The organism is Xenorhabdus budapestensis (assembly GCF_002632465.1).
GTDB classification, from domain to species: domain Bacteria; phylum Pseudomonadota; class Gammaproteobacteria; order Enterobacterales; family Enterobacteriaceae; genus Xenorhabdus; species Xenorhabdus budapestensis.
In genome coordinates, this window is the sequence record NZ_NIBS01000007.1 from 74919 (window position 1) to 98501 (window position 23583).

Genomic DNA, 23583 nt, shown 5'->3' on the forward strand with positions numbered 1-23583 from the left:
AGTTATCCACTTTTTTTGACCACAGAACGTTATAATTACATCCAATCTCTTTCCGAGGCTGGTGTGCCGGTGAATTTAACAGGTATTAATGATATTTTGCCATATCAATAATTCACAGTTATTTGAGGAAATAGTCATGTAATCGGAAATAGCAAAGTATAGGAAAGGAAATAGTATTTTTTGCGGATTTTAATATTCTGAAAAATGAATATTTAATTATAGAGTTAAGAAGTAAAGTAGCTTTGTAATAATGAGAAAATAAAAGTTATGAAATTATTTGTTGTCTGATAACGTTTGTAAGAGTACAGTTTTCAAATTGGGGTAATGACTTTTATTTATTGATAGTGATGAATATTTAAATAATGACGACACTGTTTCAAGTCATGTATTAAATAGTTAGTTGTTGTGATATGCTTCCCGCCTTTTAAGGGTAAAGCATGGTCAAAGTTGACGTCTATTGCCGTTATTGTCACAAATCAGAACAGGTCAAAGGACATGGAATACACTTATCAAGCCTGCAAACCCGGCGTTAAAGAGCAGATTGTCGACATAGCGATGAATAACGGGGGAATTCGTGACACCGCTCGAATCCTGAAAGTCGCAACAGCCACCGTCATGAAAACGTTAAAAACCTCACGCCCCGAAACGTAACGACGCTGCCCCTTGATGGAAATAACATTCAGCTTATCGGTGAAATAGACGAGCAATGGTCATTTGTGGGGAACAAGAAAAATCAACGCTGGCTTTGGTATGCTTGGGAATCCCGCCTAAAACGAATAGTGGCCCATGTTTTTGGCGATCGCAGTAGAAAAACGTTAGACAAGCTACTTGCTCTCTTATCGCCCTTTAATATTCGGTTTTACTGCACAGATGATTATGTTGTTTATGATAACCTTCCCGAGTAAGATCACCTGACTGGAAAGACGTTTACTCAGCGTATAGAGAGAACGAATTTAACTCAGCGTACTCGAGTAAAAAGACTGAATAGAAAAACTATCAGTTATTCAAAATCCGAAGAAATGCACGATAAGGTGATAGGGACTTTTATTGAGCGTGAGTACTATTTTTGATATTCAATCTAACTATTTAACACATGACCTCCCCCCGAACTGAATAATTACCCGCAGGCTGATAACTTCCAGCAGGTTGATAATTCCAGCGCGGCTGATATTTATCGTCCGATTCCGGTTTGGTGTAACTTTCTCCCTTTGAGGCATAATTGCCAGCTGGTGCATAGTTGCCCTTTAGTTGATACTGTCCGTCACTCTCCTCTTTGGAATAGCAGTAACCGGCAGTCAGATAATTTCCCATCGGCTGATATTTAGCATCGGATTCAGGTTTGGTATAACTCTCCCCTTTCAATGCATAATTCCCGGCAGGCGCATAGTTGCCTTTTGGCTGAAAACGTTGATTGGCCTCTTCTTTGTTGTATGCCCCCACTTCACCGGCAGTCAGGTCGGCTTTTAACTCTATTCAGGCATTGCCTGCGGCGGGGGCTTCCTTATTGTTCTCAATGCGGGATTGCCAGAGCTTTTGGTTGTGGTACACCAACGCCCGCAACGGGTACGGTTGTACATCGGTTAACCATTGCGCCGCGCCGAACGTCTAGATTTCCCCCACAGCTTCCGTGATATCGTGGAAAATCCCGCTCATTTTCTCGCGTTCGATATCTTTCGCTGCCGGATCGATGTTCTGGTCACGCTCGTAATCGTAGCCATAGCCCTGCGTATAAGATACTGCGCCATCTGGCTGGACTTCATTAGGAATAGCCACTCTGTCCCCTTACGCGGCAAAGGGCGTTTTAAAGATTTTAGTCATGGATTTAAGTTCCGAAATTACTGCTTAAGTAATTGGTGTGTTTTTTGCCCAGTGGTCAGTTGCAGGATGTAATCACTGTTACGCCGGAAGTTGCCTTTAAAGTTTCGTTTCTTGTCAAAACCAATGCCTGTCTTAGTCTTGTCACTGGGGGCAACGTCGATCCCCAGCGACACATCCAGAATGCGTGCCCAGACTGCTAGCCCAAAATCATTAGCAGTGTCGATATTGAACACGTCTCGATACCAGTGGTGCCAGAATGCCACATTGCTGTGCTCAAAATCGGCAGCTTTGCGATGTGCTAGCGTATTCAGCTTCGGGGCGTTTTCGTACTGCCAGAGAATGGCGCGCAGCAGGTCAGAATGAAAATCAAACGCTTGTATTTTCATGTCATCACCACCTGCACTGAGCCGCGATGCAGCCGGGCGACTTCGTTAAGTTTGATGGGGATCGTGCCCATCAGCCAATTCTGACCATCCCTTGACAGCTCCACTTTGGTGATAAACAATCGGGCCTCAATGCTGTTAATCGCTGCTGAGATTTCAAACGGTGACACTTCCCGCCCGACCACCAGACCGCTGTCGCCGTCCAGTTCCCCGCGTACCCACTGTTCAATGGCAGCAGGGATCAGGCTTTGGGCGTCCATCGTGGATTTTTTCACCGTTACGCGACAGAAGATGATTTTTTCACTAGGGCGATCAAAGCGAATTTCATATTCCTGCCCGTTCAGTGACGGTCACCACTTCTTGCCCATTATAGGCCGCACCGATGGTTTTACCCTCCTTGCCGATAATCAGGGTGCTGATAGTTTCAAACCGCGCCCCAGTTACTGACTCGGCCTGTGCACCTTTCGGGATTATCGTATCGGGCACACCGCCGAATTCGACATTGCTGAGGTAAGAACGCGTGGCGGCAAAGCGGCTGCCGCCCATCAGCTTTGAGATGGTTGAGTGTTTTTTTTGAAGGTGATCTTAAACCGTTTCAACGCGTCATGAATAGCAGACTGTGAGACACCTAAGCGTTTTGCTCTTTCCCATTGATAGTCATCAGGGAAATGTTGAACATCCGCGATAAGTGCTTGGTGGGCGGTTTATCACGAGTCATACAAGGCGCTATTTTATGACTCCAGCGAAATAAGGTACGCATAGAAATGTCAAAATGGGCCCTCGTTTGTTCGAAATTCAACGAATGCTTGTCTTTGTACGCCAGTATTCTCTTTCGAAAATCCAAACTGTAGCCCATCTTACTTTATCCCTTGCTATTTGAATCCAGATATTATGCCATATTAATATGATTCTGCTATATAAAATGCACAATACACAAGAAAGTGTGATTTGTGCGGAAGAAGGAGAACGGAAATGTCAATCTTCCGTAGAGGTGAGCATTGGTACGCCAGTTACTCATTCAATGGTAAAAGAATTAAGGAATCGCTTGGGACAACGGACAAAAAGCAAGCGCAGGAGTTGCACGATAAGCGAAGGGCAGAACTGTGGCGTATAAGTGCTTTGGGCGAAACACCAAAAGTGACGTTCGAAGTGGCTTGCACAAGATGGCTGGAAGAAAAGGCAAATAAAAAATCCCTTGATGACGACAAAACCAAAATTCTTTTTTGGTTGGATCACTTCGAGGGGGTCTATTTGTCAGAGATAGATGAAACCAGTATTTATAATGCCGTCAGTAAACTAACTAACCAGAAACAGGCCGAGAACTGGGAAAAGCATGTTTCTGGTAAAAAGCGCAGGCAGGTAACGCAAAAAATCGCGCCGGTCTCTGTTGCAACTAAGGCTGCGTACTTGGCGTTTATCAAATCGCTGTTGCGTTCGGCCGAACGTGACTGGAAGTATTTGGATAAAGCACCGAATATCAAAGTACCGAAGCCAAAGAATAACAGGATCCGCTGGCTTGAACCACATGAAGCGAAGCGATTAATAGAGGAATGCAGTGAGCCGTTAAAATCTGTTGTGACTTTTGCCTTGGCTACTGGCCTTTGTCGGTCAAACATTGTGAACATGGAATGGTCACAGATAGACATGCAAAGAAAAGTTGCCTGGATACATCCCGATCAGACCAAATCAGGGAAGGCATTGGGTGTAGCATTGAACGATATGGATTGTCGTGTGTTAAGACAGCAGATAGGTAATCATCACAAATATGTGTTTGTTCACACTAAGGCAAAGAACCGCTCGGATGGAACTATAACGCCAACAGTGAGGAAAATGCGAGTGGACTCTAATACGTCATTCAGAACAGCATTGAAAAAGGCAGGGATAGACAATTTTCGCTTTCATGATCTGCGTCATACATGGGCGAGTTAGTTGATTCAAAGGGGAGTGCCGCTTTCGGTGTTAAAGGAAATGGGAGGCTGGGAATCAATTGAGATGGTCCATCAATATGCGCATCTGGCACCTTCTCACTTGACATAGCATGCACAACAAATTGATGCTCTATTTCACGATGAAGTCTCAAATATGTCCCACTCACATCTCTCAGTGGTGGGACATACTGAGTAACTCATTGTTTTATATGGTGCCGGCTACCGGATTCGAACTGGTGACCTACTGATTACAAGTCAGTTGCTCTACCAACTGAGCTAAGCCGGCGAAATTTGGCGGAAGGATAGAGATTCGAACTCTAGGATGGTTTCCCATCGGCGGTTTTCAAGACCGCTGCCTTCGACCGCTCGGCCATCCTTCCATGGCGCGAAATTATGCCTATATCTCCGGGATGTGTCTAGCCCCTAAAAAGGAAAAATTGTGATTTTTTTACTGCTTGCTCAATCTTCAAACGCTAATGACCTTTTTATCCGCTAACCTGCTAGTATTATCACAGTTCAATGAAATATTTAACTTCGAATTGATTTAAAATTAACCACAAATATATCCACATTTAAGGCAGCTATCCAAAGAATGTATAAACAAGCACCTATTAAGCCATCTGTCGTTCCCCGTTTTTACGCGCTGTTTATTATTTTGCTTTTTACGTCTCTATTTTTATTCGGGTATAACTATTTTAATAGTTGGCTGACGGAGAAAAAATATGCTATCAGTAGTGTAACGGCCAAGATGCGATTGCAGATTGAAGATTATCGCTATCATGCCGGTCGTATCTTCGAGCAGTCTAATATTCAGTCATCTTCCTCGCAGGAGGTTGCTGCATCATCGTTAGAATTGCGCCCCAATATTTATTGGCTGGAAAGTCATAATAAAAATATCGATGCAATTATCTTTGGCCGCTACAACGATTCAAGTGTTCAACTGGCTCAGAGGTTATCTAACTATCTCGAAATTCTCTGGGGATCACGTAATGAATATGAATCTATGTATTATCTCAATGGCAAGGATAACAATTTACTACTGGTGACTACACATCCTATTTTAAAACCGGAAATCAGGTTCAAAGAGAGTTATCTGACTCTAACTTCTGACGCTAAGCGTTCTGAAATGTTGGCACAATCAATAACATTGGATGAAAAGGAAAGTATTTCATCCATTCACGTATTACGTGGTGAGAATATTTATTATTACACTTATAAAGCTGTGTTCAATTCACCAGGGCAATTAACTACAGTTATTGCCTTCGATTTACCTATTAATAATTTTTTGTCGGTTGATATGTTGCCAGCAAATTTTCGGTTATATCCGAATAATGAATATGAGCTTGAGAAGACAGATAAGGTTGATGTTTCTTTAATCGGTTTTTGGCTGGAGTTTTCTCAACCACTTAAGAATATGCAGTATAAATTGATATATCAGGTTCCTGTAAAAACACTTATTGTGGATTTATTGATCAGAAATATTTGGTTATTGTTTTCGATGTTGCTTTTCTTACTATTTTCATTTAGTGGATTACTTTATATCCGTCGTCGATATATCACTCCTAATGCATCAATGGATCAGGAGCTGAAAATCAAAGATTCTCTGGGAAATGATATTATTTCTAATATTCCTATCGGATTATTGGTTTATGACTTTATGTCAAATCGGTTGATCAGTAGCAATAAGATTGCAGAGAAACTGATGCCTTATCTTGACTTAGGTAAAGTTAAGATCATGGCAGAACAACATAATGGCGTCATTCAGACATCCATTGAGGATGCGGTTTATGAAGTAAAAATGTATAGAAGTAATTTATTACCAGAGACTTATCTATTCTTATTGCAGGGTAGAGATCAAGACGTGATGGTCAGTAAGCGATTACAGCTTGCTCAACGAGAATATGATAAAAATGTGTACGCCAGACGTTCAATGTTGCAGAATATTAATTATGAAATAAAAAAACCGATTCAGGAGTTGAGTGATATAGCTATCCAATTGAAAAATATATCACAAGATGAAAATAAGCATGGTTTGTTGGATAAATTATTGCTTAAATCAGAATTCATCATAGAGTGGGTTGAAAATATTTCTTTGCTCAGTGAGTTAGAGTCTGGTGATTGGCAACCAGTCAATGAGGCATTTTCTTTATCTTCACAATTGGAGAATATATTGAAATTATCGTTGCCGACACTAAATTCTAAAGGATTGAGGATCTATTATCATTTTAATATTTCTCATGAATCGGTATTTTCTGGTGACGGAGCAGCATTAAATAAAATAGTTTTGCTATTGTTAAATTATGCTATCACAACAACCAGTTATGGTAAAATATCCCTGAGTGTCAGTAGCTCTGGTAAATATGACAATCATATACAGATTGAGTTGATTGACAGTGGTTCAGGTCTCAGTGATAAAGATCTTGCTAGTTTAAATTATCCTTTCTTGAATAAATTAGCAGAAGACAAATATTATACAAATTCTGGACTGGTCTTTTATTTATGTAACCAATTGTGTAAAAAAATGGAGGGGAGCTTTGAAATTAAAAGTAAGCAGGGATTGGGGACTCATTATATTGTCAGTTTACCTTTTCCTCAATATGGTGAACATGTTGAAACCCCTCAGTTATTGGAAGGTATTATAGTACTAATAGATATCAGTAACCCCGAAATAAAAAAAATAATCCATAATCACCTTGATAATTATGGAGCAATATATTTTGACAAGAGTACGGAGAGTGTTACGGAAGAATACGATATCATTCTTACTGATAAACAGTGCAAAGCAGAAAAGCCAACTATATTATTAGTAGGTAATTTGGTAGGGTTTAAGAAGATGAAACCTAATTTGGTTCAATGTAATTACAACTTTGCTGGTGCTGTTATCAATGCGATATCGTTGCTGATTGAAGAAAATTTCAGTTTAGTTGAATCCGATGAAGTTGACTGGTGTTCGAAACAAGAATGTGATTCTGTTGAGAATGTCGATAGTAATATTTGTAATACCCTCAAAAGTTATCAAACACAGTTAGTAGACAGTAATTATGGGAAATTATTTGTAGAGACAGTACCGATGGATATTACTAAACTGTATACTGATATGGAACGATATGACTTGATATCACTTTCGCAAACGATACACCGTCTTAAGGGTGCGTTTGCTATGTTAGACTTTAAATTGCTCAAATCATTATGTGAGGCATTGGAACAACACATAGCAGACAATAATGAAGTAGAAATTAAAAGTAGCATCAGCCGTATTGATTTCTTTGTCACAAAGCTGTTGCAGCCAAGGTAACCAATAATATGAATAACCTTAATGTCATTATTGCTGATGACCATCCCATTGTTTTATTTGGCATCCGCAAGTCACTTGAGCAAATTGAGTGGATTAATGTTGTCGGTGAGTTTGAAAATTCGACTACACTGATTAATAGTTTGCCACATATAGAAGCGGATGTTCTCATAACAGATTTGTCAATGCCCGGTGACAAATATGGTGATGGCATCACCCTGATAAAATATATTAAACGCCATTTTCCGACACTAGCTGTCATCGTTCTTACGATGAACAATAATCCGGCTATTTTAAGTGCAGTACTTGAACTTGATATTGAGGGAATTGTGTTAAAGCAGGGAGCACCAACAGATTTACCTAAGGCTCTTTCTGCACTGCAAAAAGGGAAGAAATTTACACCTGAAAGTGTTTCTAAATTGTTGGAGAAAGTTAATGCTAACGGTTATGGAGATAAACGTTTATCTCCGAAAGAGAGTGAAGTACTGCGTTTATTTGCTGAAGGTCTTCCCGTTACAGATATTGCTAAGAAGCTTAATCGTAGTATAAAAACCATTAGTAGCCAGAAAAAATCAGCGATGATCAAACTGGGAGTTGATAACGACATTGCATTACTTAATTATTTATCTTCAGTCACTATTGACAATGATATGATTAAATAACCAATAATTATCTTTCCTGAGTGTAAGATCGGTGATTAAGATTACCGATCTTATATTATAAAAATGGTAATTATAGTTGCTTTTGAATACATATTCCTATTATTCTCAGTTATCATTTGTCTTAGGCACTATCATCTAACTCATAGTAATTATGCTTTTAGAGATTAGTTTCCTTGTTGCTGACTACAGTCTGGTATCTTTCAGGTAAATACTCTATTAATGTATCCTTCAATTTTGTTAGTGACACAGGTTTCAATAGACAATAATCCATGCCGATATCGACACAACGTTGTCTTTCTTCTGCCATTGCATTAGCTGTGATACCAATAATTGGTTTATTATAGCCTTTATTTCTTAAGTATTTTGTGAATTCATACCCATCCATATTTGGCATATTAACATCTGTTAGAATAATATCAGTTTTATTATTTTCCAGATGTTCAATAGCATCAATACCATCGTTAGCCATTTCTGTCTTGAATCCTAACGAATTTAACTGTTCGACCAATAAATGACGATTGATAGGGTGATCATCAACAACTAAAACTTTAATTGAATTTAATCTATCATCTGTTTTGATAGAGCTTTTCGAAACAGGAGGTTGGAGTGTATTATTATTAGACAGCAGATCATCAATGAAATAAATAATATCACTGATTTGGTAAGTGTTATGTACCCAATAATTATTTTGAGTTTTTTCTGGTGAACCAATATGGCTCTCTGATATTTCAATATAATAACGAACGGCAATATCCAGTTCAATAGGCTGGTCACTGACTAACAATTCAGTACCGTCGATTTGACTCTCATTATATGAAGTAATTTGAAAATGTGCTTTTGTCAAAAGATTATATAGATATTCTTCTAAATAATCATTACGAACAGCTAATATAATTTTCTGTTGAGTATGGTTCGGAGAAAACGTGTTAGCGCGATGTTTTTCCTTATCGTATTTTGCATTATATAAAGGAAGCCGGATAGAAAAAATGCTACCAACATATTGTTGTGATACAAACTCAATATCACCATCCATCAGGTTGATTAGTTTTTCACAAATCGCTAAACCTAGCCCTGTACCTTGTGATGCATTCTCTTTATTGGCACTGGTCTGAAAAAATGGTTCGAACAACTGCGTTTGTAATTTATGCTCGATTCCTAATCCTGTATCTTTAATGCTGATATACAGGTAGTCATGTCTCACCGTAATGGATATGACAATACAGCCAATTTCTGTAAATTTAATTGCATTATTTAGCAGATTAGAAATAATTTGTTGTAATCTTACCGGGTCGTTATTCATATAGTCAGGAACATCTGGGTTGATGTAACAGTAGAATCCCAGGTTTTTTTTCGTTATAAGAGGAAGATAGTTTGAAATTACATGCGATATGACTTCTTTACAGCTAAATTGTTTAACATCAATTTTAAGTTGGTTAGATTCTATTTTGGAAAAATCGAGAATATCGCTAATGATTTTCAATAATAGCGATGAGGAGTTATTCATTGTTGATAATAACCGCGCAGCTTCTGATTCTAATGGGTAAGATTGCAATAATTCCAGATTTCCAATGATGCCATATAGTGGTGTCCTCAACTCATGGCTAACGGTTGCCAGAAACATTGATTTCGCCTGGTTGGCTTGTTCTGCGGCTGAAGCCATATCTTGTAATGATTTCTCCATTTTAGCCCGGGTACTAATATCAACCAGAACACAGATTGCCACTTCCTCATTGCGATAACGTGAATGTACGAAGCTAATTTGTAGATGATTATTATTACTAGTAACAATATCAATATAGCTGCTGGTTTTATCACAAATGATATCGATGATACGTTTTTGATCTTCGAACGTTAGCATTCGAGTATAGTTATGTGCAAGTTCATTACTCAGTATATTAGCACCATCACTGATCCGTAAAATGCTAATGCCAACAGGAGCAGAGGCAACGATTTTATGATTGAATTGTTCATGTTCTTCAAGGCGGAAAGCATTATTTTCAGCAGGGGAAAACATTTTACGTTCGAACAGCCAAACGAAAGAAATGATCAAAATTGCAGAGATAATATTTAAGACGAGACTGTTAATGATTTTTAACTTGAATCCATCAAAAATATTTTTTAGAGGCAAGGCATATATAACACTGAATGATGATGGAGCCAAACGCCTCTTTAACACTAAGTGACTATAATCTTCATTATAGCCAAAGTAAGGGATCTGTATATTATAACCTACGGGATAAGACTTATTATCATTTCTTAACGGATAATGTAACACAGGCTTATTATGCTGATTAAGTAACGTTAGCGTTGCATCTGTATTAGGTCTTTGTAAAAAATTTTCCAGCCTGATAGGTTGTTCGACACCTATTATTGCGACCATTTTTCCATTGTTATAAATAGGGGAAAGAATATAAAAGCTACCACTGTCTGGAGTTGTACCCACCGCAAGCCAATAGATATTCTGTTCTTTTCCTTGTTGCTGCACGAATACTAACTGGCGGTAATTTTCATAGACCATCTTTTTCAGCGTATCAGGCTCTGTTATTGCACCACGAATTGGAAAATTCACCATACACATGCTTTGGACATCAGCCAAAAAAATTTGGTTTACTCCCTGTGGCATTACAACATTATCTTTCCAGAAAAAGATGAGATTATTTAAGGCATGTAAATAATTATAAGGTTCATTACGTAATAGTTCACAATTTGAATTCATATTCAGAGGAGTATACAAAAATTGTGAGTTATTATATGGCGGGTTAATAGTCAGAGTTTTTTTATTCTCTTGTGATAAATATTTCTCTACCATATATTGAAGGTCGTGTAAGGTATTAGTAGTTTCTCGCACATAAGAGAACATTATATCGTAGTCAGAATTATATTCTTGACGGATGTCTGATCTCGCTTTATTAAAAAGATTTGCCAGATAAAAACTGGTTAATAAGGCACCTAATGCCCATAACATAAAACCAAGCACCCGAAAAAGGTAGCGGGATATCTTTAGTGATGTTCGGAATGAAGATAGATATCTCAAGAGGTCGCCTGATAAAAAATGTGATTAATAATAACTGTTAACAGCATATACTAGTGTAGCAGGGAATACAAAGCAGCATTTTGTACCTGGCATTCTTTGAAAAAAATGGCACAAAAAAGCAGGCATTTTAATGCCTGCTTTTTTAATACTTTGTGGGTTTTTCAGATTTGCAGCTTTATTAGCTGCAATCCGAAATTCATTAAGTATAATTTTATGGATGAATCAGGAAAAGACGGATATTATTCCTGACCTTCTGATTCATTACTTCCTTCATCGGCGGAAGAGGCTGCTGTATTGCCATCCTCTTCATCATCAGGTTCAGCAACACGCTGCAAACCCACAACTTTTTCATCATCTGCTGTGCGGATCAAGGTGACACCTTGGGTATTACGTCCGACAGTACTGACTTCAGAAACACGGGTACGAACCAATGTTCCCGCATCAGTAATCATCATGATCTGGTCAGTTGGTTCAACCTGAATTGCACCAATCACGTTGCCGTTACGTTCACTGACTTTGATGGAGATAACGCCTTGGGTTGCACGAGACTTCGTTGGGTATTCTTTCTGGGCAGTACGTTTTCCATAACCATTTTCAGTGACTGTCAGGATTTGACCTTCTCCACGAGGAATGATCAAGGAAACAACTTTATCTCCTTCCGCCAGTTTGATACCACGGACTCCGGTCGCAGTACGCCCCATAGCGCGGACGCCTTTCACGCGAACTGTACCATCTTCCAGTGTCTCTTCTTCCTCTTCGAGGAAGCGGACGACTTTACCCTGTGCAGAGAATAGCATAACTTCGTTGCTGCCATCAGTGAGGTCAACGCCGATCAGTTCATCTCCTTCATTCAGGTTAACTGCAATGATACCGGCACTACGCGGACGACTGAACTCGCTGAGTTTCGTCTTCTTAACGACCCCACTTGCTGTCGCCATGAATATGTTCAATCCTTCTTCATATTCACGAACAGGCAGAATGGCCGTAATACGTTCGTCTTGTTCCAATGGCAGCAGGTTAACTATAGGTCGGCCACGGGCACCACGACTCGCTTCTGGCAATTGATAAACTTTCAGCCAGTACATCTGACCTTTGTTGGAGAAGCAAAGAATAGTGTCGTGGGTATTGGCTACCAACAGACGTTCAATGAAATCCTCTTCTTTGATACGTGCTGCTGATTTACCTTTACCGCCACGGCGTTGTGCTTCGTAATCAGACAAAGGTTGGTATTTCACGTAACCTTGATGGGATAGTGTTACCACAATATCTTCCTGATTGATCAGGTCTTCAATATTGATATCTGCGGAATTTTCAGTCAATTCAGTACGACGTTTATCATTGTACTGTTCTTTGATAGCAAGTAACTCTTCCCGAATGACTTCCAGCAAGCGTTCCGGGCTTTCCAGAATGAACATCAGTTCAGCAATGACTTTCAACAGTTCACGATATTCGTCGAGCAGTTTTTCATGCTCCAGCCCTGTTAATTTCTGTAAACGCAGATCCAAAATGGCCTGTGCTTGCTGCTCGGTCAGGTAATACTTACCGTCACGAATACCAAATTCTGGTTCCAGCCATTCAGGGCGTGCAGCATTATTACCAGCCTGTGCCAGCATTGCTGCAACATTGCCTAATTCCCATGCTTGAGAAATGAGGCTTGCTTTAGCTTCAGCAGGCGTTGGAGCTTGGCGGATCAGTTCGATCACAGGATCGATATTCGCCAGTGCAATAGCTAGTGCCTCAAGGATATGAGCGCGGTCACGAGCTTTACGCAGTTCAAAAATTGTTCTGCGAGTGACAACTTCACGGCGGTGGCTGACAAATGCAGAAAGAATATCCTTCAGGTTAAGTAGCTTAGGTTGCCCTTGATGTAGAGCAACCATATTGATACCGAATGAAACCTGCAACTGGGTGAGTGAATATAAGTTATTCAGGACAACCTCACCAACAGCATCGCGTTTCACTTCGATAACGATACGCATACCATCTTTATCGGATTCGTCACGTAATGCACTGATCCCTTCAATACGCTTTTCCTTCACCAATTCAGCAATTTTCTCGATCAGGCGCGCTTTATTTACTTGATAAGGGATTTCACTGACGATAATGGTTTCACGGCCCTTTTTTTCGTCAGTCTCGATTTCTGCACGGGCACGGATATAAATTTTACCGCGGCCAGTACGATAAGCCTCCTGAATACCGCGACGCCCATTAATAATGGCCGCTGTTGGGAAATCAGGCCCCGGGATATATTCCATTAGGCCTTCAATACTGATGTTTTCATCATCAATATAGGCCAGACAGCCATCAATCACCTCAGATATATTATGAGGTGGGATGTTAGTCGCCATGCCGACCGCTATCCCTGATGAACCGTTCACCAGTAAGTTAGGAATACGGGTTGGCATTACATCGGGAATTTGCTCTGTACCATCATAGTTAGGCACAAAATCGACAGTTTCTTTTTCTAAGTCCGCCAGCAATTCATGGGCTACTTTTGCCATGCGTACTTCGGTATAACGCATTGCAGCCGCAGAATCGCCATCGACTGACCCGAAGTTCCCCTGGCCGTCAACCAGCATGTAACGCATGGAGAATGGCTGTGCCAGACGTACAATCGTGTCATAAACAGCGGTGTCACCATGTGGATGGTATTTACCAATCACATCCCCAACAACGCGGGCAGATTTTTTATAGGGTTTATTCCAATCATTTCCCAATACATTCATCGCAAAAAGTACACGGCGATGTACTGGCTTTAGTCCATCTCGAACATCTGGCAGTGCACGTCCAACAATAACGGACATCGCATAATCCAGATATGAGCTTTTCAGCTCTTCTTCGATATTGACCGGGGTGATTTCTCTGGCAATGTCGCTCATGGAGCCACTGTCCCTCATACTCCGAATTCAAAGGCTTAGAATTATACCACAAATTGACGGTTTTATAAAAACCAGATGCGGGTATTTCAAGATTAAGATGTGTATAATATTTTCTTATCACACATCCCCATAATACTGTTACATTTTCTGTGAATCAGTTTTCTGTGAACCAGTTTTCTGTGAAACAGCCTCTAGGAGCGATATTACTGATGAACGCTAAAACCCCCGATTCACTCATTCAATCACACACTAATGTGGATCAACAGGAAATCGAAAAATTTGAAGCCGTTGCTTCCCGATGGTGGGATCTTGAAGGTGAATTCAAACCATTGCATCGCATTAATCCATTGCGTTTAAACTACATCCTGCAACGGGCTGAGGGTCTTTTCAATAAGAAAGTATTAGATGTTGGATGTGGTGGTGGGATCCTATCAGAAAGTATGGCTTGTGAAGGGGCGGATGTGACCGGTTTGGACATGGGTTTTGAGCCACTACAAGTTGCCCGGCTGCATGCGTTGGAATCTGGTATATCAGTTAAATATGTGCAGGAAACGGTAGAAAGCCATGCTGAGCAACATCCACATTCCTATGATGTAGTAACCTGCATGGAAATGCTTGAACATGTACCGGATCCAGAATCCGTCATTCGTGCGTGCGCCAAATTAGTTAAGCCTGGTGGTCATGTCTTTTTTTCAACTATTAATCGCAATCGAAAAGCATGGTTAATCGCTGTCATCGGTGCAGAATATATTTTAAACATGGTGCCAAAAGGGACACACGATGCGAAAAAATTTATTCGCCCTTCAGAGCTGATTGGCTGGCTGGATAAAACCTCACTGAAAGATCAACATATTATCGGTTTACATTACAATCCGTTAACAGATAAATTCCGACTTGGACACAATGTGGATGTGAACTACATGCTTCATACCCGATCAGCCTAACAGAAGCAATTAAAGGATTAATAAAGCAACAAATAGATCTTATTTTTAAGATTTTATTTTTAGGTTTTCGCCGATAGGTTTGCGAAAGTAACATCAAGTAACTACGCAGGTTATCGGCTTTTCGGCAAAATTAATCCTCAAGTTATCCACAAAACTTCCTGATCTTGTACACTTGATAAAACGCGAAATTAACATTATCTTGTTATTACAGTTTTATTCACCCCCTATATATTGTGTTTCTGGACGTTTCACTACTACTAGTTCCCAACTGATTTTCAGTCATCTTGGGGGCATCGTGCCGTCAATGGTCAGGAAAGGCAATTATAGGCGAAATACGAAAAGAGAAGGTGTATTTCCTCATGAACCAGAGTCTGCTAGTAACCAAGCGTGATGGACATAAAGAACAAATTGATCTTGATAAAATTCACCGGGTTGTTACCTGGGCTGCTGAAGGTCTGAAAAATGTCTCAGTGTCACAAGTAGAACTGCGTTCTCAAATTCAATTTTATGATGGCATTAAAACATCTGATATCCATGAGACCATGATCAAAGCAGCGGCTGACTTGATTTCAAGTGATGCTCCGGATTATCAGTATCTGGCCGCTCGTTTAGCCATCTTTAACCTGCGCAAAAAGGCTTACGGTCAGTTTGAACCGCCTGCGTTATATGACCATGTTGCACGTATGGTCGAATTAGGTAAATACGACAAACATTTGCTTGCAGACTACTCTAAAGAAGAATTCAAGCAAATGGACAGTTTTATTGACCATCTGCGTGATATGAATTTTTCTTATGCAGCGGTTAAACAGCTTGAAGGAAAATATCTGGTACAGAACCGTGTAACTGGCGAACTTTATGAAAGCGCTCAGTTTCTGTACATTTTGGTTGCGGCATGTCTGTTTTCCACTTATCCGAAAGAAACGCGCCTGGATTACATTCGCCGTTTCTATGATGTGGTTTCTACTTTTAAAATTTCGTTGCCAACACCAATCATGGCCGGGGTTCGCACACCAACCCGTCAATTCAGTTCCTGTGTTCTGATTGAATGTGGCGATAGCCTTGATTCTATCAATGCAACATCCAGTGCGATTGTCAAATATGTTTCCCAACGTGCAGGTATTGGTGTAAATGCTGGCCGTATTCGCGCAGTGGGTAGTCCAATCCGTGGTGGTGAAGCTTTCCATACTGGTTGTATTCCATTTTATAAGCATTTCCAGACAGCAGTGAAATCCTGCTCTCAGGGGGGGGTGCGTGGTGGTGCTGCGACGTTGTTCTATCCACTGTGGCACCTGGAAGTAGAAAGCCTGTTGGTACTGAAGAACAACCGTGGTGTTGAAGGTAATCGTGTTCGCCATATGGATTATGGTGTACAGATCAACAAACTCATGTATGAACGTTTGATCAAAGGGCAAGAAATTTCTTTGTTCAGCCCATCTGATGTGCCTGGTTTGTATGACGCTTTCTTTGCTGATCAGGATGAATTTGAGCGTCTGTATACTCTGTATGAAAATGACAACGATATTCGAAAACAGCGCATCAAGGCAGTAGATCTGTTCTCTTTGATGATGCAGGAACGTGCTTCAACCGGACGTATTTATATCCAAAACGTTGACCATTGTAATACACATAGCCCGTTTGATCCGGTTATTGCACCTGTTCGCCAATCTAATCTGTGTCTGGAAATTGCACTGCCAACCAAGCCATTGAACGATATTAACGATGAAAACGGCGAAATTGCGCTGTGTACGTTGTCTGCTTTCAACCTTGGGGTTATTAAAAATCTGGATGAGTTGGAAGAACTGGCAGATTTGGCTGTCCGCGCACTGGACTCTCTGCTGGATTATCAGGACTATCCGATTGTTGCTGCCAAGCAGGGTTCAATGGGGCGTCGTACACTAGGCATTGGCGTAATTAACTTCGCTTACTATCTGGCGAAAAACGGTGTTCGTTATTCTGACGGTAGTGCCAATAATCTGACTCACAAAACATTTGAAGCCATTCAGTACTATTTGCTGAAAGCCTCTAATAAGCTGGCTAAAGAGCAGGGAGCATGTCCATGGTTTGGTGAAACCACTTATTCGCAGGGCATCCTGCCTATTGATACGTATAAAAAATCACTGGATGCATTAACCAGCGAACCGTTGCATATGGATTGGGAAGCACTACGTAGCGATATTTTGCAATATGGTCTGCGTAACTCGACTTTATCAGCACTGATGCCTTCAGAAACATCCTCGCAGATTTCCAATGCGACCAATGGCATTGAGCCACCGCGAGGTTACGTCAGTGTTAAGGCATCAAAAGACGGTATCTTGCGCCAGGTTGTACCGGAATATGATCGCCTGAAAAGGTCTTATGAATTGCTGTGGCAAATGCCTGGCATTGATGGTTATCTACAATTGGTGGGAATTATGCAAAAATTTATCGATCAATCAATTTCTGCCAATACTAATTATGATCCGGCGCGTTTCCCTAATGGCAAAGTTCCGATGAACCAATTGCTGAAAGATTTACTGCTCGCTTATAAATATGGTGTGAAGACACTGTATTACCACAACACCCGTGATGGTGCGGAAGATGTTCAGGATGATCTGGAAGAGGTTGTTGAATCTGTTGATTCCGATTGTGAAGGCGGCGCGTGTAAAATTTGATTTGAGGAAACTATGTCTTATACCACTTTTTCACAAGTAAAAAATGATCAATTGCAGGAGCCGATGTTTTTCGGCCAATCTGTGAACGTAGCGCGTTATGATCAGCAAAAATATCCTATTTTCGAAAAATTGATCGAAAAACAGCTCTCGTTTTTCTGGCGTCCAGAAGAAGTTGATGTTTCCCGTGATCGCATTGACTTCAATGGGTTACCAGATCATGAAAAGCATATTTTTATCAGTAACCTAAAATACCAGACATTACTGGATTCTATTCAAGGACGTAGTCCGAATGTAGCATTTCTACCATTAATTTCGATTCCTGAATTAGAAACGTGGGTTGAAACATGGTCATTTTCAGAGACAATCCATTCGCGCTCTTATACGCATATTATCCGTAATATCGTTAATGATCCTGCGGTTATATTTGACGATATCGTGGCAAATGAGCAGATCTTGAAGCGTGCGAAAGACATTTCGAAGTATTACGACGATTTGATCGAAATGACCAACTATTACCACCAGTTGGGTGAAGGTACATACAGCGTTGCTGGTCAAGAAATAACAGTTAGTCTGCGTGCACTGAAAAAGCAGCTTTATTTATGTTTGATGAGTGTTAATGCACTGGAAGCAATCCGTTTCTATGTCAGCTTTGCATGTTCATTTGCCTTTGCTGAACGTGAATTGATGGAAGGAAATGCGAAGATAATCAAATTAATCGCCCGTGATGAAGCTTTGCATTTGACAGGTACTCAGCACATGTTGAACTTGCTGCGTTCTGGTCAGGATGATCCTGAAATGGCAGAAATTGCCCAAGAATGTGAACAGCAATGTTATGACCTGTTTGTACAGGCGGCAGAGCAAGAGAAAGAGTGGGCGGATTATCTTTTCAAAGATGGTTCCATGATTGGTCTGAACAAAGATATTTTGTGCCAGTATGTTGAATATATTACCAATATTCGTATGCAGGCGGTGGGCTTGAAGTTGCCATTTGAAACACGCTCTAATCCAATTCCTTGGATTAATTCGTGGTTGGTTTCTGATAATGTTCAGGTGGCTCCACAGGAAGTCGAAGTCAGCTCTTACTTGGTCGGTCAGATTGATTCGGAAGTCAATACTGAGGATCTCAGCGGTTTCGAACTCTGATATGGCTGATTACAAAGTTACCCTGCCTTCCGGGCAGGGATTATCTCTCTATTATTCTTCCAGTTTGCACAGTAACCTGTTGGAAGCTTTAGAACAAGGTAAAGTACAGACTGAATATCAATGCCGTGAGGGGTATTGTGGTTCCTGCCGGGTAAGGCTAGTGAAAGGGAAGGTAGGGTATCCTTGTAAGCCGTTAGCATTTGTTAATGATGGTGAAATCTTACCTTGCAGCTGCTATCCCCTTTCTGATATCGAAATTGAGCTGTAGTTTTTTCATCGTTGATGATGACAATTGTTATCCTAACAGAAAGGATTAATAATCCTTTCTGTCTTGCAATATCAAGCTTGCCTTTAATTGTGAACATATCAGAGTCATAAGTTGATATGTTCACTTATTTTTTTATCTTTCTGATTTAACAAGAAAAAAATTGTGTGGTTACATACACCGATCATCAATTTTTTCATAATTTTAATTTAATCTGCTTATTTATTGATTCTTCCTATCTGATCTGGTATCAAGTATATAATTATCTATATGCCTTTGGGTTCATCCATTTGCTATTGTATTACCTTTTGAATCCCCTGTTGTATATATCAGAAAAGCGATTTTAGCTATTTCAGTAAATATTGACTGAATATAAGTATGTTATAGATTTCAAATAACTGTTTATAGAAATTCTGGGAAATAAAAGATAAATATAATTTACTCAATATAATCTATAAGCTAAGAAAAATGTAAGGAGCATAACTATGTATAAAATTGATTATAATTCGTACCGTTCAATTAAAGGTTTTAACCGACGTCCTCGATTTTTAGTGATGCATTATACTGCTTTAAATTTCGAGAAATCTATTGAGGCATTAACAGGAGAATCAGTTAGTGTGCATTATTTAGTACCTAACCCAGATGATCAAACATATAAGGAAGCAGGGTTCAAGGGAGTACGTATATTTAATTTGGTTGATGAAATTGAAAGAGCCTGGCATGCGGGAATCAGTATTTGGTCAGGCCGAAACAATTTGAATGATACAGCTATTGGTATTGAAGTTGTTAATGAAGCCAGTGATGATTGCGGGGTCATGACCTTCCCTCCGTATCATCCGGATCAGGTTAATGCAATTAAAGAGTTGGCAATTAATATACTACAACGATATCCAGATATTACTCCAACTCACGTTATCGGGCATTCTGATATTGTTGTGGGTAGGAAAAGTGATCCAGGCCCTGCTTTTCCCTGGAAAGAATTATATGAAGCAGGGGTTGGTGCATGGTACGACGAAGAGACTAAACAAAAATATATTGAAGAGTTTGAGCAATCTTTTCCTGATAAAGATAAGATTTTAAAGAAATTCAGCCAGTATGGTTATGATATTTCTGGTGCAAATGAAAACGATGGATATCAAGGCTTGGTTAAAGCATTTCAAATGCACTTCCGTCAATCAAACTATGACGGGATCCCAGATATAGAAACTATCGCAATTATATATTCTCTAGTTGAGAAATATTTCCATAAAGTATAATCACTTATGTCATCATACTGAGGAGTAAGACTATATCTAATCAGCTAAAATATAAATAATAACTATAATTAACACCCTGATAATTACCTTGTATTAAACACATTCTTGATGGGTTTTAAGGTGCAGCGTAATGGCAAAGGAATGGCTCTGAAGGAATATAGATAATTATATGACCGAGGAAGAGTGGTAAAGAGTAGTGAAGCCAGTAAAGCGACAACTTGGAAGATGGAGAGGATTAGTGTTTTGCAATGTAATATCAGGGGATCTTTTTTGTTGGCATTTATTAATTGAGAAAAGTTACATTTTTTGTAGGAAATTAAACTGAATAGTGATATTCAAGATGATAAAATTTCCATTTAGATTATGGAATCTCGATAAGTTTAATATTTTTACTAAAAAACATAGCGATTTTTAAGATAAGATTTATCTCAAGTAAAATTTTCTACCTGAATCACATATATTGCTGTATTTTATTGTTTAAAAGTGGAAGTTGGAATATTTTATGAAAGATAATTAATTGTATTATTGGGTTTTTTGATTGGTTGTTTTAATTTAATGTCTAATTTCAATAGACAGGGAGATAATTTCACCATTTTGTTTCTTCTCGGTTTTCTTGAAACAAAAATTATTTGTTTTTAGTCTGTTATATTTTTCTGATTATTTGGTTTCTACCTTGCTCTTTGATGAATGTTCATCTAATCTGAATAATTCCCTCTAGGGAACTTATATTTGATTAATTATATAAGCTTGTTTTATCTGTTTTTTACTATTCGTTACAAGGGCTGTTCAGTACAAAAATTGTCAGGAGCTTAAAATGGGGAGACTGTTGGCTGTCATCGTTGTGGCGATGGGGGGAGTAGCTATGATATGTAATATTGCGGAAGCAAAATCACCTCATGATGGTGAATATTTGTGTAGGATAAATAAAGAATTAAATAATGCCACTGTCAAAAATGATGGGATGTACTTCTTTCAAACTAATCAGGATACTGTCAGAGTTTCCTATAAAAATGCAAGCTTTACTATTCATGAAATAAAACCAGAAATCTTTGTTAGCCCTAAATTAATGCCTATAACCCAATTTGGGATATTAAATAACAAAGAACTTTCTGAGATAGGCGAGAATACCTTAATATATGGTGGAAAAGGTCATGGATTGGGGTATTTTAGGCCAGGTAAAAATGAATTTTTTATTTCCAAAATAAGTATTCCTGGTATAAAAGGTGCTTATATCTTATCTTTGGAATATTGTGTCAAACAGTCATAAGCAATATCAAGAAGATTTATATTATAATCTTTCCTCAAAAGAGGTTATCAAGTCTATCAACTAATTATTTTTATTCTATATTAATTATACTGATCTGAGTCCGCTTAACAATTATATCTCTTAAAGGAATATATTCATTTATTGTTGTATAGATCAGATTATTTGGGGAGTGCCAAATAATGAAAAGTTCTGCACAATTGAATAGTATCCAAACGAGGTTAATAAAAAAGCCAGTTATTGTGTTTGAACTGGCTTGCTTTCTCTGTGTTAACACAGTTTTTATATAAAGCGTTTTGTTGACAAACGAATGACGACACAATGTACATTAGAGAGGAAAGATTTTACAGATTGCATGATGATTTCCCTTGAGAATGACAAATTGTGATTTACTTCACGAAAATCTAGAGTCTGTGAAGCATTTTATGCTCAAAATGAAAAGAGTCAAGGTATTTATTAAATTTTTTTTAAAATTTAAAATTTTTCTTCAATTTAATTTAATCATTTGAAAATAAATAATTTTTTATTAATTTAGAAAGAAGTATTCAATCTATCTTGTTGTTTTTTATTGTTCATATTGTGATATGACCGTAGGAATTTTTTTGCTGTCTATACTTTATCCATAGGGTGGATCTTAACCTGATGATAAGCCAGACTATTGGAGATAGCTTATGGAAATAAGTGAAAATGGCATCAATAAGATAAAAAGTCATGAGGGTTTGAGACTAAAAGCATACCCTGATCCTGCTACTGGGGCTGAGCCTTGGACAATTGGTTATGGACACACAAAAGGAGTAGTGCCCGGACAAGTAATCACAAAACAACAAGCTGAGGCATTTTTGCGTGAAGATTTAAATCCTATTTATGCTGTATTACGACAATTTGTTAAAGTGCCTTTAACACAAGGGCAATTTGATGCGCTATGTTCGCTTATTTTTAACGTGGGAATTGGAAACTTTATTCACTCGACATTACTGAAAAAATTGAATCATGGTAATTATCAAGAAGCTGCACAGGAATTTCTGAAATGGGATAAAGTTGACGGGAATCAACTACCAGCCTTACTTGCTCGTAGAAAATCTGAACAAGAAATGTTTTTGTCGTGAGTTTATTACCAAGAATGCCAGACGAGATAAATAGCGATGTGGACTTTGCAATATGCCATTTTATTAACCAACATAATTTATCAATGAACTAACCTGATACTCACACCAGTCACTAGTATGTGCTGGTGATATACCAGCACATAATTACTATTTGCCAATATTATTTTATATCAGTATCAATAACTTGATAGAAAGCATTAACTGTATCAGCGATTGTCCAAACGCCAAGAATAACATGGTATCCTGAGCGCTTTGGTACTTCACACGTTATATTAACTTCTTGTGATGGTCGTTTTCCATTATCCTCTTGCGAACAGAAAGGAGTGAGATCAAATTGTGCACGAGTAAGAGGCTTATTAGGATCCCAATTAGGTTTAGTAATAAAGAACTGCCATGAAGTTGTACTATGTTGTGCAGTTAAATGCCATTTAAATACATTTTGGCCTTTGTTGATAGGGACATGATGCCAACGATTTTCACTTTGTTCATTGAGTTGTTTAAACTGTCCAACGCCTGCACTGGCAATTTGACCATCAGGAGGCCCAGCTTCAGGAAAGCCCTTAGGACCTTCAACAGATTGGGGTTCATACATGACAGGCCCACAATTTTTATTGATACCTTTTTTACATAGAAGAGCCCTACTTGGAGGATTCTCTATATATCCATGGCGACTGTGGGTTTCAGCATTAGCAGATAATGGGATTGTATATAAAGCTGTCAATCCCACTAAAAATAATGACTTTTTAATGTTCATGATTAAATTTCCTGTTTTTCCGTACTTGACTGTAAAGTGAGTAAATTTACTAATATTTATTATATTAAGTAGATTTTATGAATTTAATTAATCTGACATAATAATTCATACAAATGTTTATAATAAAATTATTAAGTTATAAATACATAATTTATGATAGAAGTATAATAGAAAGAACTCCAATTGGCCTGATGAGAATCATAT

General features: G+C 38.9%; 14 protein-coding genes, 2 tRNA genes and 5 pseudogenes. 11 read left to right on the forward strand and 10 right to left on the reverse strand.

Annotated features, from left to right (window positions below; all coding sequences use genetic code 11):
- The first annotated feature begins 437 nt into the window (after positions 1 to 437).
- Positions 438 to 1070: pseudogene (locus Xbud_RS08665) on the forward strand (IS1 family transposase).
- A 307-nt stretch (positions 1071 to 1377) separates the two neighbouring features.
- On the opposite strand, the pseudogene Xbud_RS21320 reads toward Xbud_RS08665, so the two are convergent.
- The 5 genes and pseudogenes from Xbud_RS21320 to Xbud_RS08690 all read right to left on the reverse strand — a co-directional run.
- A pseudogene (locus Xbud_RS21320) lies at positions 1378 to 1773 on the reverse strand (phage baseplate protein); the annotation flags it as partial.
- 86 nt (positions 1774 to 1859) lie between these two features.
- Positions 1860 to 2204: pseudogene (locus Xbud_RS08675) on the reverse strand (baseplate wedge 1 family protein); the annotation flags it as partial.
- Positions 2201 to 2461, reverse strand: a complete 261-nt coding sequence (locus Xbud_RS08680; protein ID WP_099135693.1) for a hypothetical protein — start codon at positions 2459 to 2461, stop codon at positions 2201 to 2203. The gene Xbud_RS08680 and the pseudogene Xbud_RS08675, both read right to left, overlap by 4 nt.
- 64 nt (positions 2462 to 2525) lie before the next feature.
- Entirely contained in the window at positions 2526 to 2687 is a 162-nt protein-coding gene (locus Xbud_RS19795; RefSeq protein ID WP_169923047.1) for a hypothetical protein, read from the reverse strand.
- A 59-nt stretch (positions 2688 to 2746) separates the two neighbouring features.
- Positions 2747 to 3057, reverse strand: a pseudogene (locus tag Xbud_RS08690) (IS630 transposase-related protein).
- A 116-nt stretch (positions 3058 to 3173) separates the two neighbouring features.
- On the opposite strand from Xbud_RS08690, the pseudogene Xbud_RS08695 reads away from it, so the two are divergent.
- Positions 3174 to 4235: pseudogene (locus tag Xbud_RS08695) on the forward strand (tyrosine-type recombinase/integrase); the annotation flags it as partial.
- A gap of 104 nt (positions 4236 to 4339) precedes the next feature.
- Here Xbud_RS08695 and Xbud_RS08700 read toward each other — a convergent pair.
- Positions 4340 to 4415 (reverse strand) — tRNA-Thr (locus tag Xbud_RS08700).
- A gap of 6 nt (positions 4416 to 4421) precedes the next feature.
- A tRNA-Ser gene (locus tag Xbud_RS08705) sits at positions 4422 to 4509 on the reverse strand.
- Between the two features lie 212 nt (positions 4510 to 4721).
- On the opposite strand from Xbud_RS08705, the gene rcsD reads away from it, so the two are divergent.
- Together rcsD and rcsB are read left to right on the forward strand one after the other, a co-directional pair.
- Positions 4722 to 7424, forward strand: a complete 2703-nt coding sequence (gene rcsD, locus Xbud_RS08710) for a phosphotransferase RcsD (protein ID WP_099135695.1) — start codon at positions 4722 to 4724, stop codon at positions 7422 to 7424.
- Between the two features lie 8 nt (positions 7425 to 7432).
- Positions 7433 to 8083: a response regulator transcription factor RcsB gene (gene rcsB, locus Xbud_RS08715; RefSeq protein ID WP_099135696.1), complete on the forward strand. Its 651-nt coding sequence runs from the start codon at positions 7433 to 7435 to the stop codon at positions 8081 to 8083.
- A 157-nt stretch (positions 8084 to 8240) separates the two neighbouring features.
- On the opposite strand, the gene rcsC is transcribed toward rcsB, so the two are convergent.
- Both rcsC and gyrA read right to left on the reverse strand, forming a co-directional pair.
- The gene (gene rcsC / locus Xbud_RS08720; RefSeq protein WP_099135697.1) at positions 8241 to 11117 is read right to left on the reverse strand and encodes a two-component system sensor histidine kinase RcsC; all 2877 of its coding nucleotides are present in this window, start codon (positions 11115 to 11117) and stop codon (positions 8241 to 8243) included.
- 239 nt (positions 11118 to 11356) lie between these two features.
- On the reverse strand, positions 11357 to 13996 hold the full coding sequence (gene gyrA, locus Xbud_RS08725; RefSeq protein WP_099135698.1) for a DNA topoisomerase (ATP-hydrolyzing) subunit A: 2640 nt from the start codon (positions 13994 to 13996) through the stop codon (positions 11357 to 11359).
- Positions 13997 to 14205: 209 nt separating this feature from the next.
- On the opposite strand from gyrA, the gene ubiG reads away from it, so the two are divergent.
- From ubiG to Xbud_RS08760, 7 genes are all read left to right on the forward strand, one after another.
- Positions 14206 to 14940, forward strand: a complete 735-nt coding sequence (gene ubiG / locus Xbud_RS08730) for a bifunctional 2-polyprenyl-6-hydroxyphenol methylase/3-demethylubiquinol 3-O-methyltransferase UbiG (protein WP_099135699.1) — start codon at positions 14206 to 14208, stop codon at positions 14938 to 14940.
- Between the two features lie 359 nt (positions 14941 to 15299).
- A complete protein-coding gene (nrdA, locus tag Xbud_RS08735; protein WP_099135700.1) occupies positions 15300 to 17591 on the forward strand; it encodes a class 1a ribonucleoside-diphosphate reductase subunit alpha in 2292 nt (763 codons plus the stop codon).
- A 12-nt stretch (positions 17592 to 17603) separates the two neighbouring features.
- Entirely contained in the window at positions 17604 to 18734 is a 1131-nt protein-coding gene (nrdB, locus tag Xbud_RS08740; RefSeq protein WP_099135701.1) for a class Ia ribonucleoside-diphosphate reductase subunit beta, read from the forward strand.
- 1 nt (position 18735) lies between these two features.
- Entirely contained in the window at positions 18736 to 19002 is a 267-nt protein-coding gene (yfaE, locus tag Xbud_RS08745) for a class I ribonucleotide reductase maintenance protein YfaE (RefSeq protein WP_099135702.1), read from the forward strand.
- 482 nt (positions 19003 to 19484) lie between these two features.
- Complete coding sequence (locus Xbud_RS08750) at positions 19485 to 20255, forward strand: N-acetylmuramoyl-L-alanine amidase (RefSeq protein WP_099135703.1); 771 nt, start codon at positions 19485 to 19487, stop codon at positions 20253 to 20255.
- Positions 20256 to 21081: 826 nt separating this feature from the next.
- Positions 21082 to 21522, forward strand: coding sequence for a hypothetical protein (locus tag Xbud_RS08755; protein ID WP_145956618.1), 441 nt, complete (start codon positions 21082 to 21084; stop codon positions 21520 to 21522).
- A gap of 668 nt (positions 21523 to 22190) precedes the next feature.
- Positions 22191 to 22625: a lysozyme gene (locus Xbud_RS08760; protein WP_099135705.1), complete on the forward strand. Its 435-nt coding sequence runs from the start codon at positions 22191 to 22193 to the stop codon at positions 22623 to 22625.
- A 160-nt stretch (positions 22626 to 22785) separates the two neighbouring features.
- Here Xbud_RS08760 and Xbud_RS08765 read toward each other — a convergent pair whose 3' ends face one another.
- The gene (locus Xbud_RS08765; RefSeq protein ID WP_099135706.1) at positions 22786 to 23379 is read right to left on the reverse strand and encodes a lytic polysaccharide monooxygenase; all 594 of its coding nucleotides are present in this window, start codon (positions 23377 to 23379) and stop codon (positions 22786 to 22788) included.
- Positions 23380 to 23583 lie beyond the last annotated feature (204 nt).

What these genes read in the sequence shown, in the direction of transcription:
- Xbud_RS08760 (WP_099135705.1), top strand. Translation starts at nt 22,191, where the DNA reads ATGGAAATAAGTGAAAATGGCATCAATAAGATAAAAAGTCATGAGGGT.
- Xbud_RS08680 (WP_099135693.1), bottom strand. Translation starts at nt 2,461, where the DNA reads ATGGACGCCCAAAGCCTGATCCCTGCTGCCATTGAACAGTGGGTACGC.
- Xbud_RS08765 (WP_099135706.1), bottom strand. Translation starts at nt 23,379, where the DNA reads ATGAACATTAAAAAGTCATTATTTTTAGTGGGATTGACAGCTTTATAT.
- nrdA (WP_099135700.1), top strand. Translation starts at nt 15,300, where the DNA reads ATGAACCAGAGTCTGCTAGTAACCAAGCGTGATGGACATAAAGAACAA.
- gyrA (WP_099135698.1), bottom strand. Translation starts at nt 13,996, where the DNA reads ATGAGCGACATTGCCAGAGAAATCACCCCGGTCAATATCGAAGAAGAG.
- yfaE (WP_099135702.1), top strand. Translation starts at nt 18,736, where the DNA reads ATGGCTGATTACAAAGTTACCCTGCCTTCCGGGCAGGGATTATCTCTC.
- nrdB (WP_099135701.1), top strand. Translation starts at nt 17,604, where the DNA reads ATGTCTTATACCACTTTTTCACAAGTAAAAAATGATCAATTGCAGGAG.
- Xbud_RS08750 (WP_099135703.1), top strand. Translation starts at nt 19,485, where the DNA reads ATGTATAAAATTGATTATAATTCGTACCGTTCAATTAAAGGTTTTAAC.
- ubiG (WP_099135699.1), top strand. Translation starts at nt 14,206, where the DNA reads ATGAACGCTAAAACCCCCGATTCACTCATTCAATCACACACTAATGTG.
- rcsD (WP_099135695.1), top strand. Translation starts at nt 4,722, where the DNA reads ATGTATAAACAAGCACCTATTAAGCCATCTGTCGTTCCCCGTTTTTAC.
- rcsB (WP_099135696.1), top strand. Translation starts at nt 7,433, where the DNA reads ATGAATAACCTTAATGTCATTATTGCTGATGACCATCCCATTGTTTTA.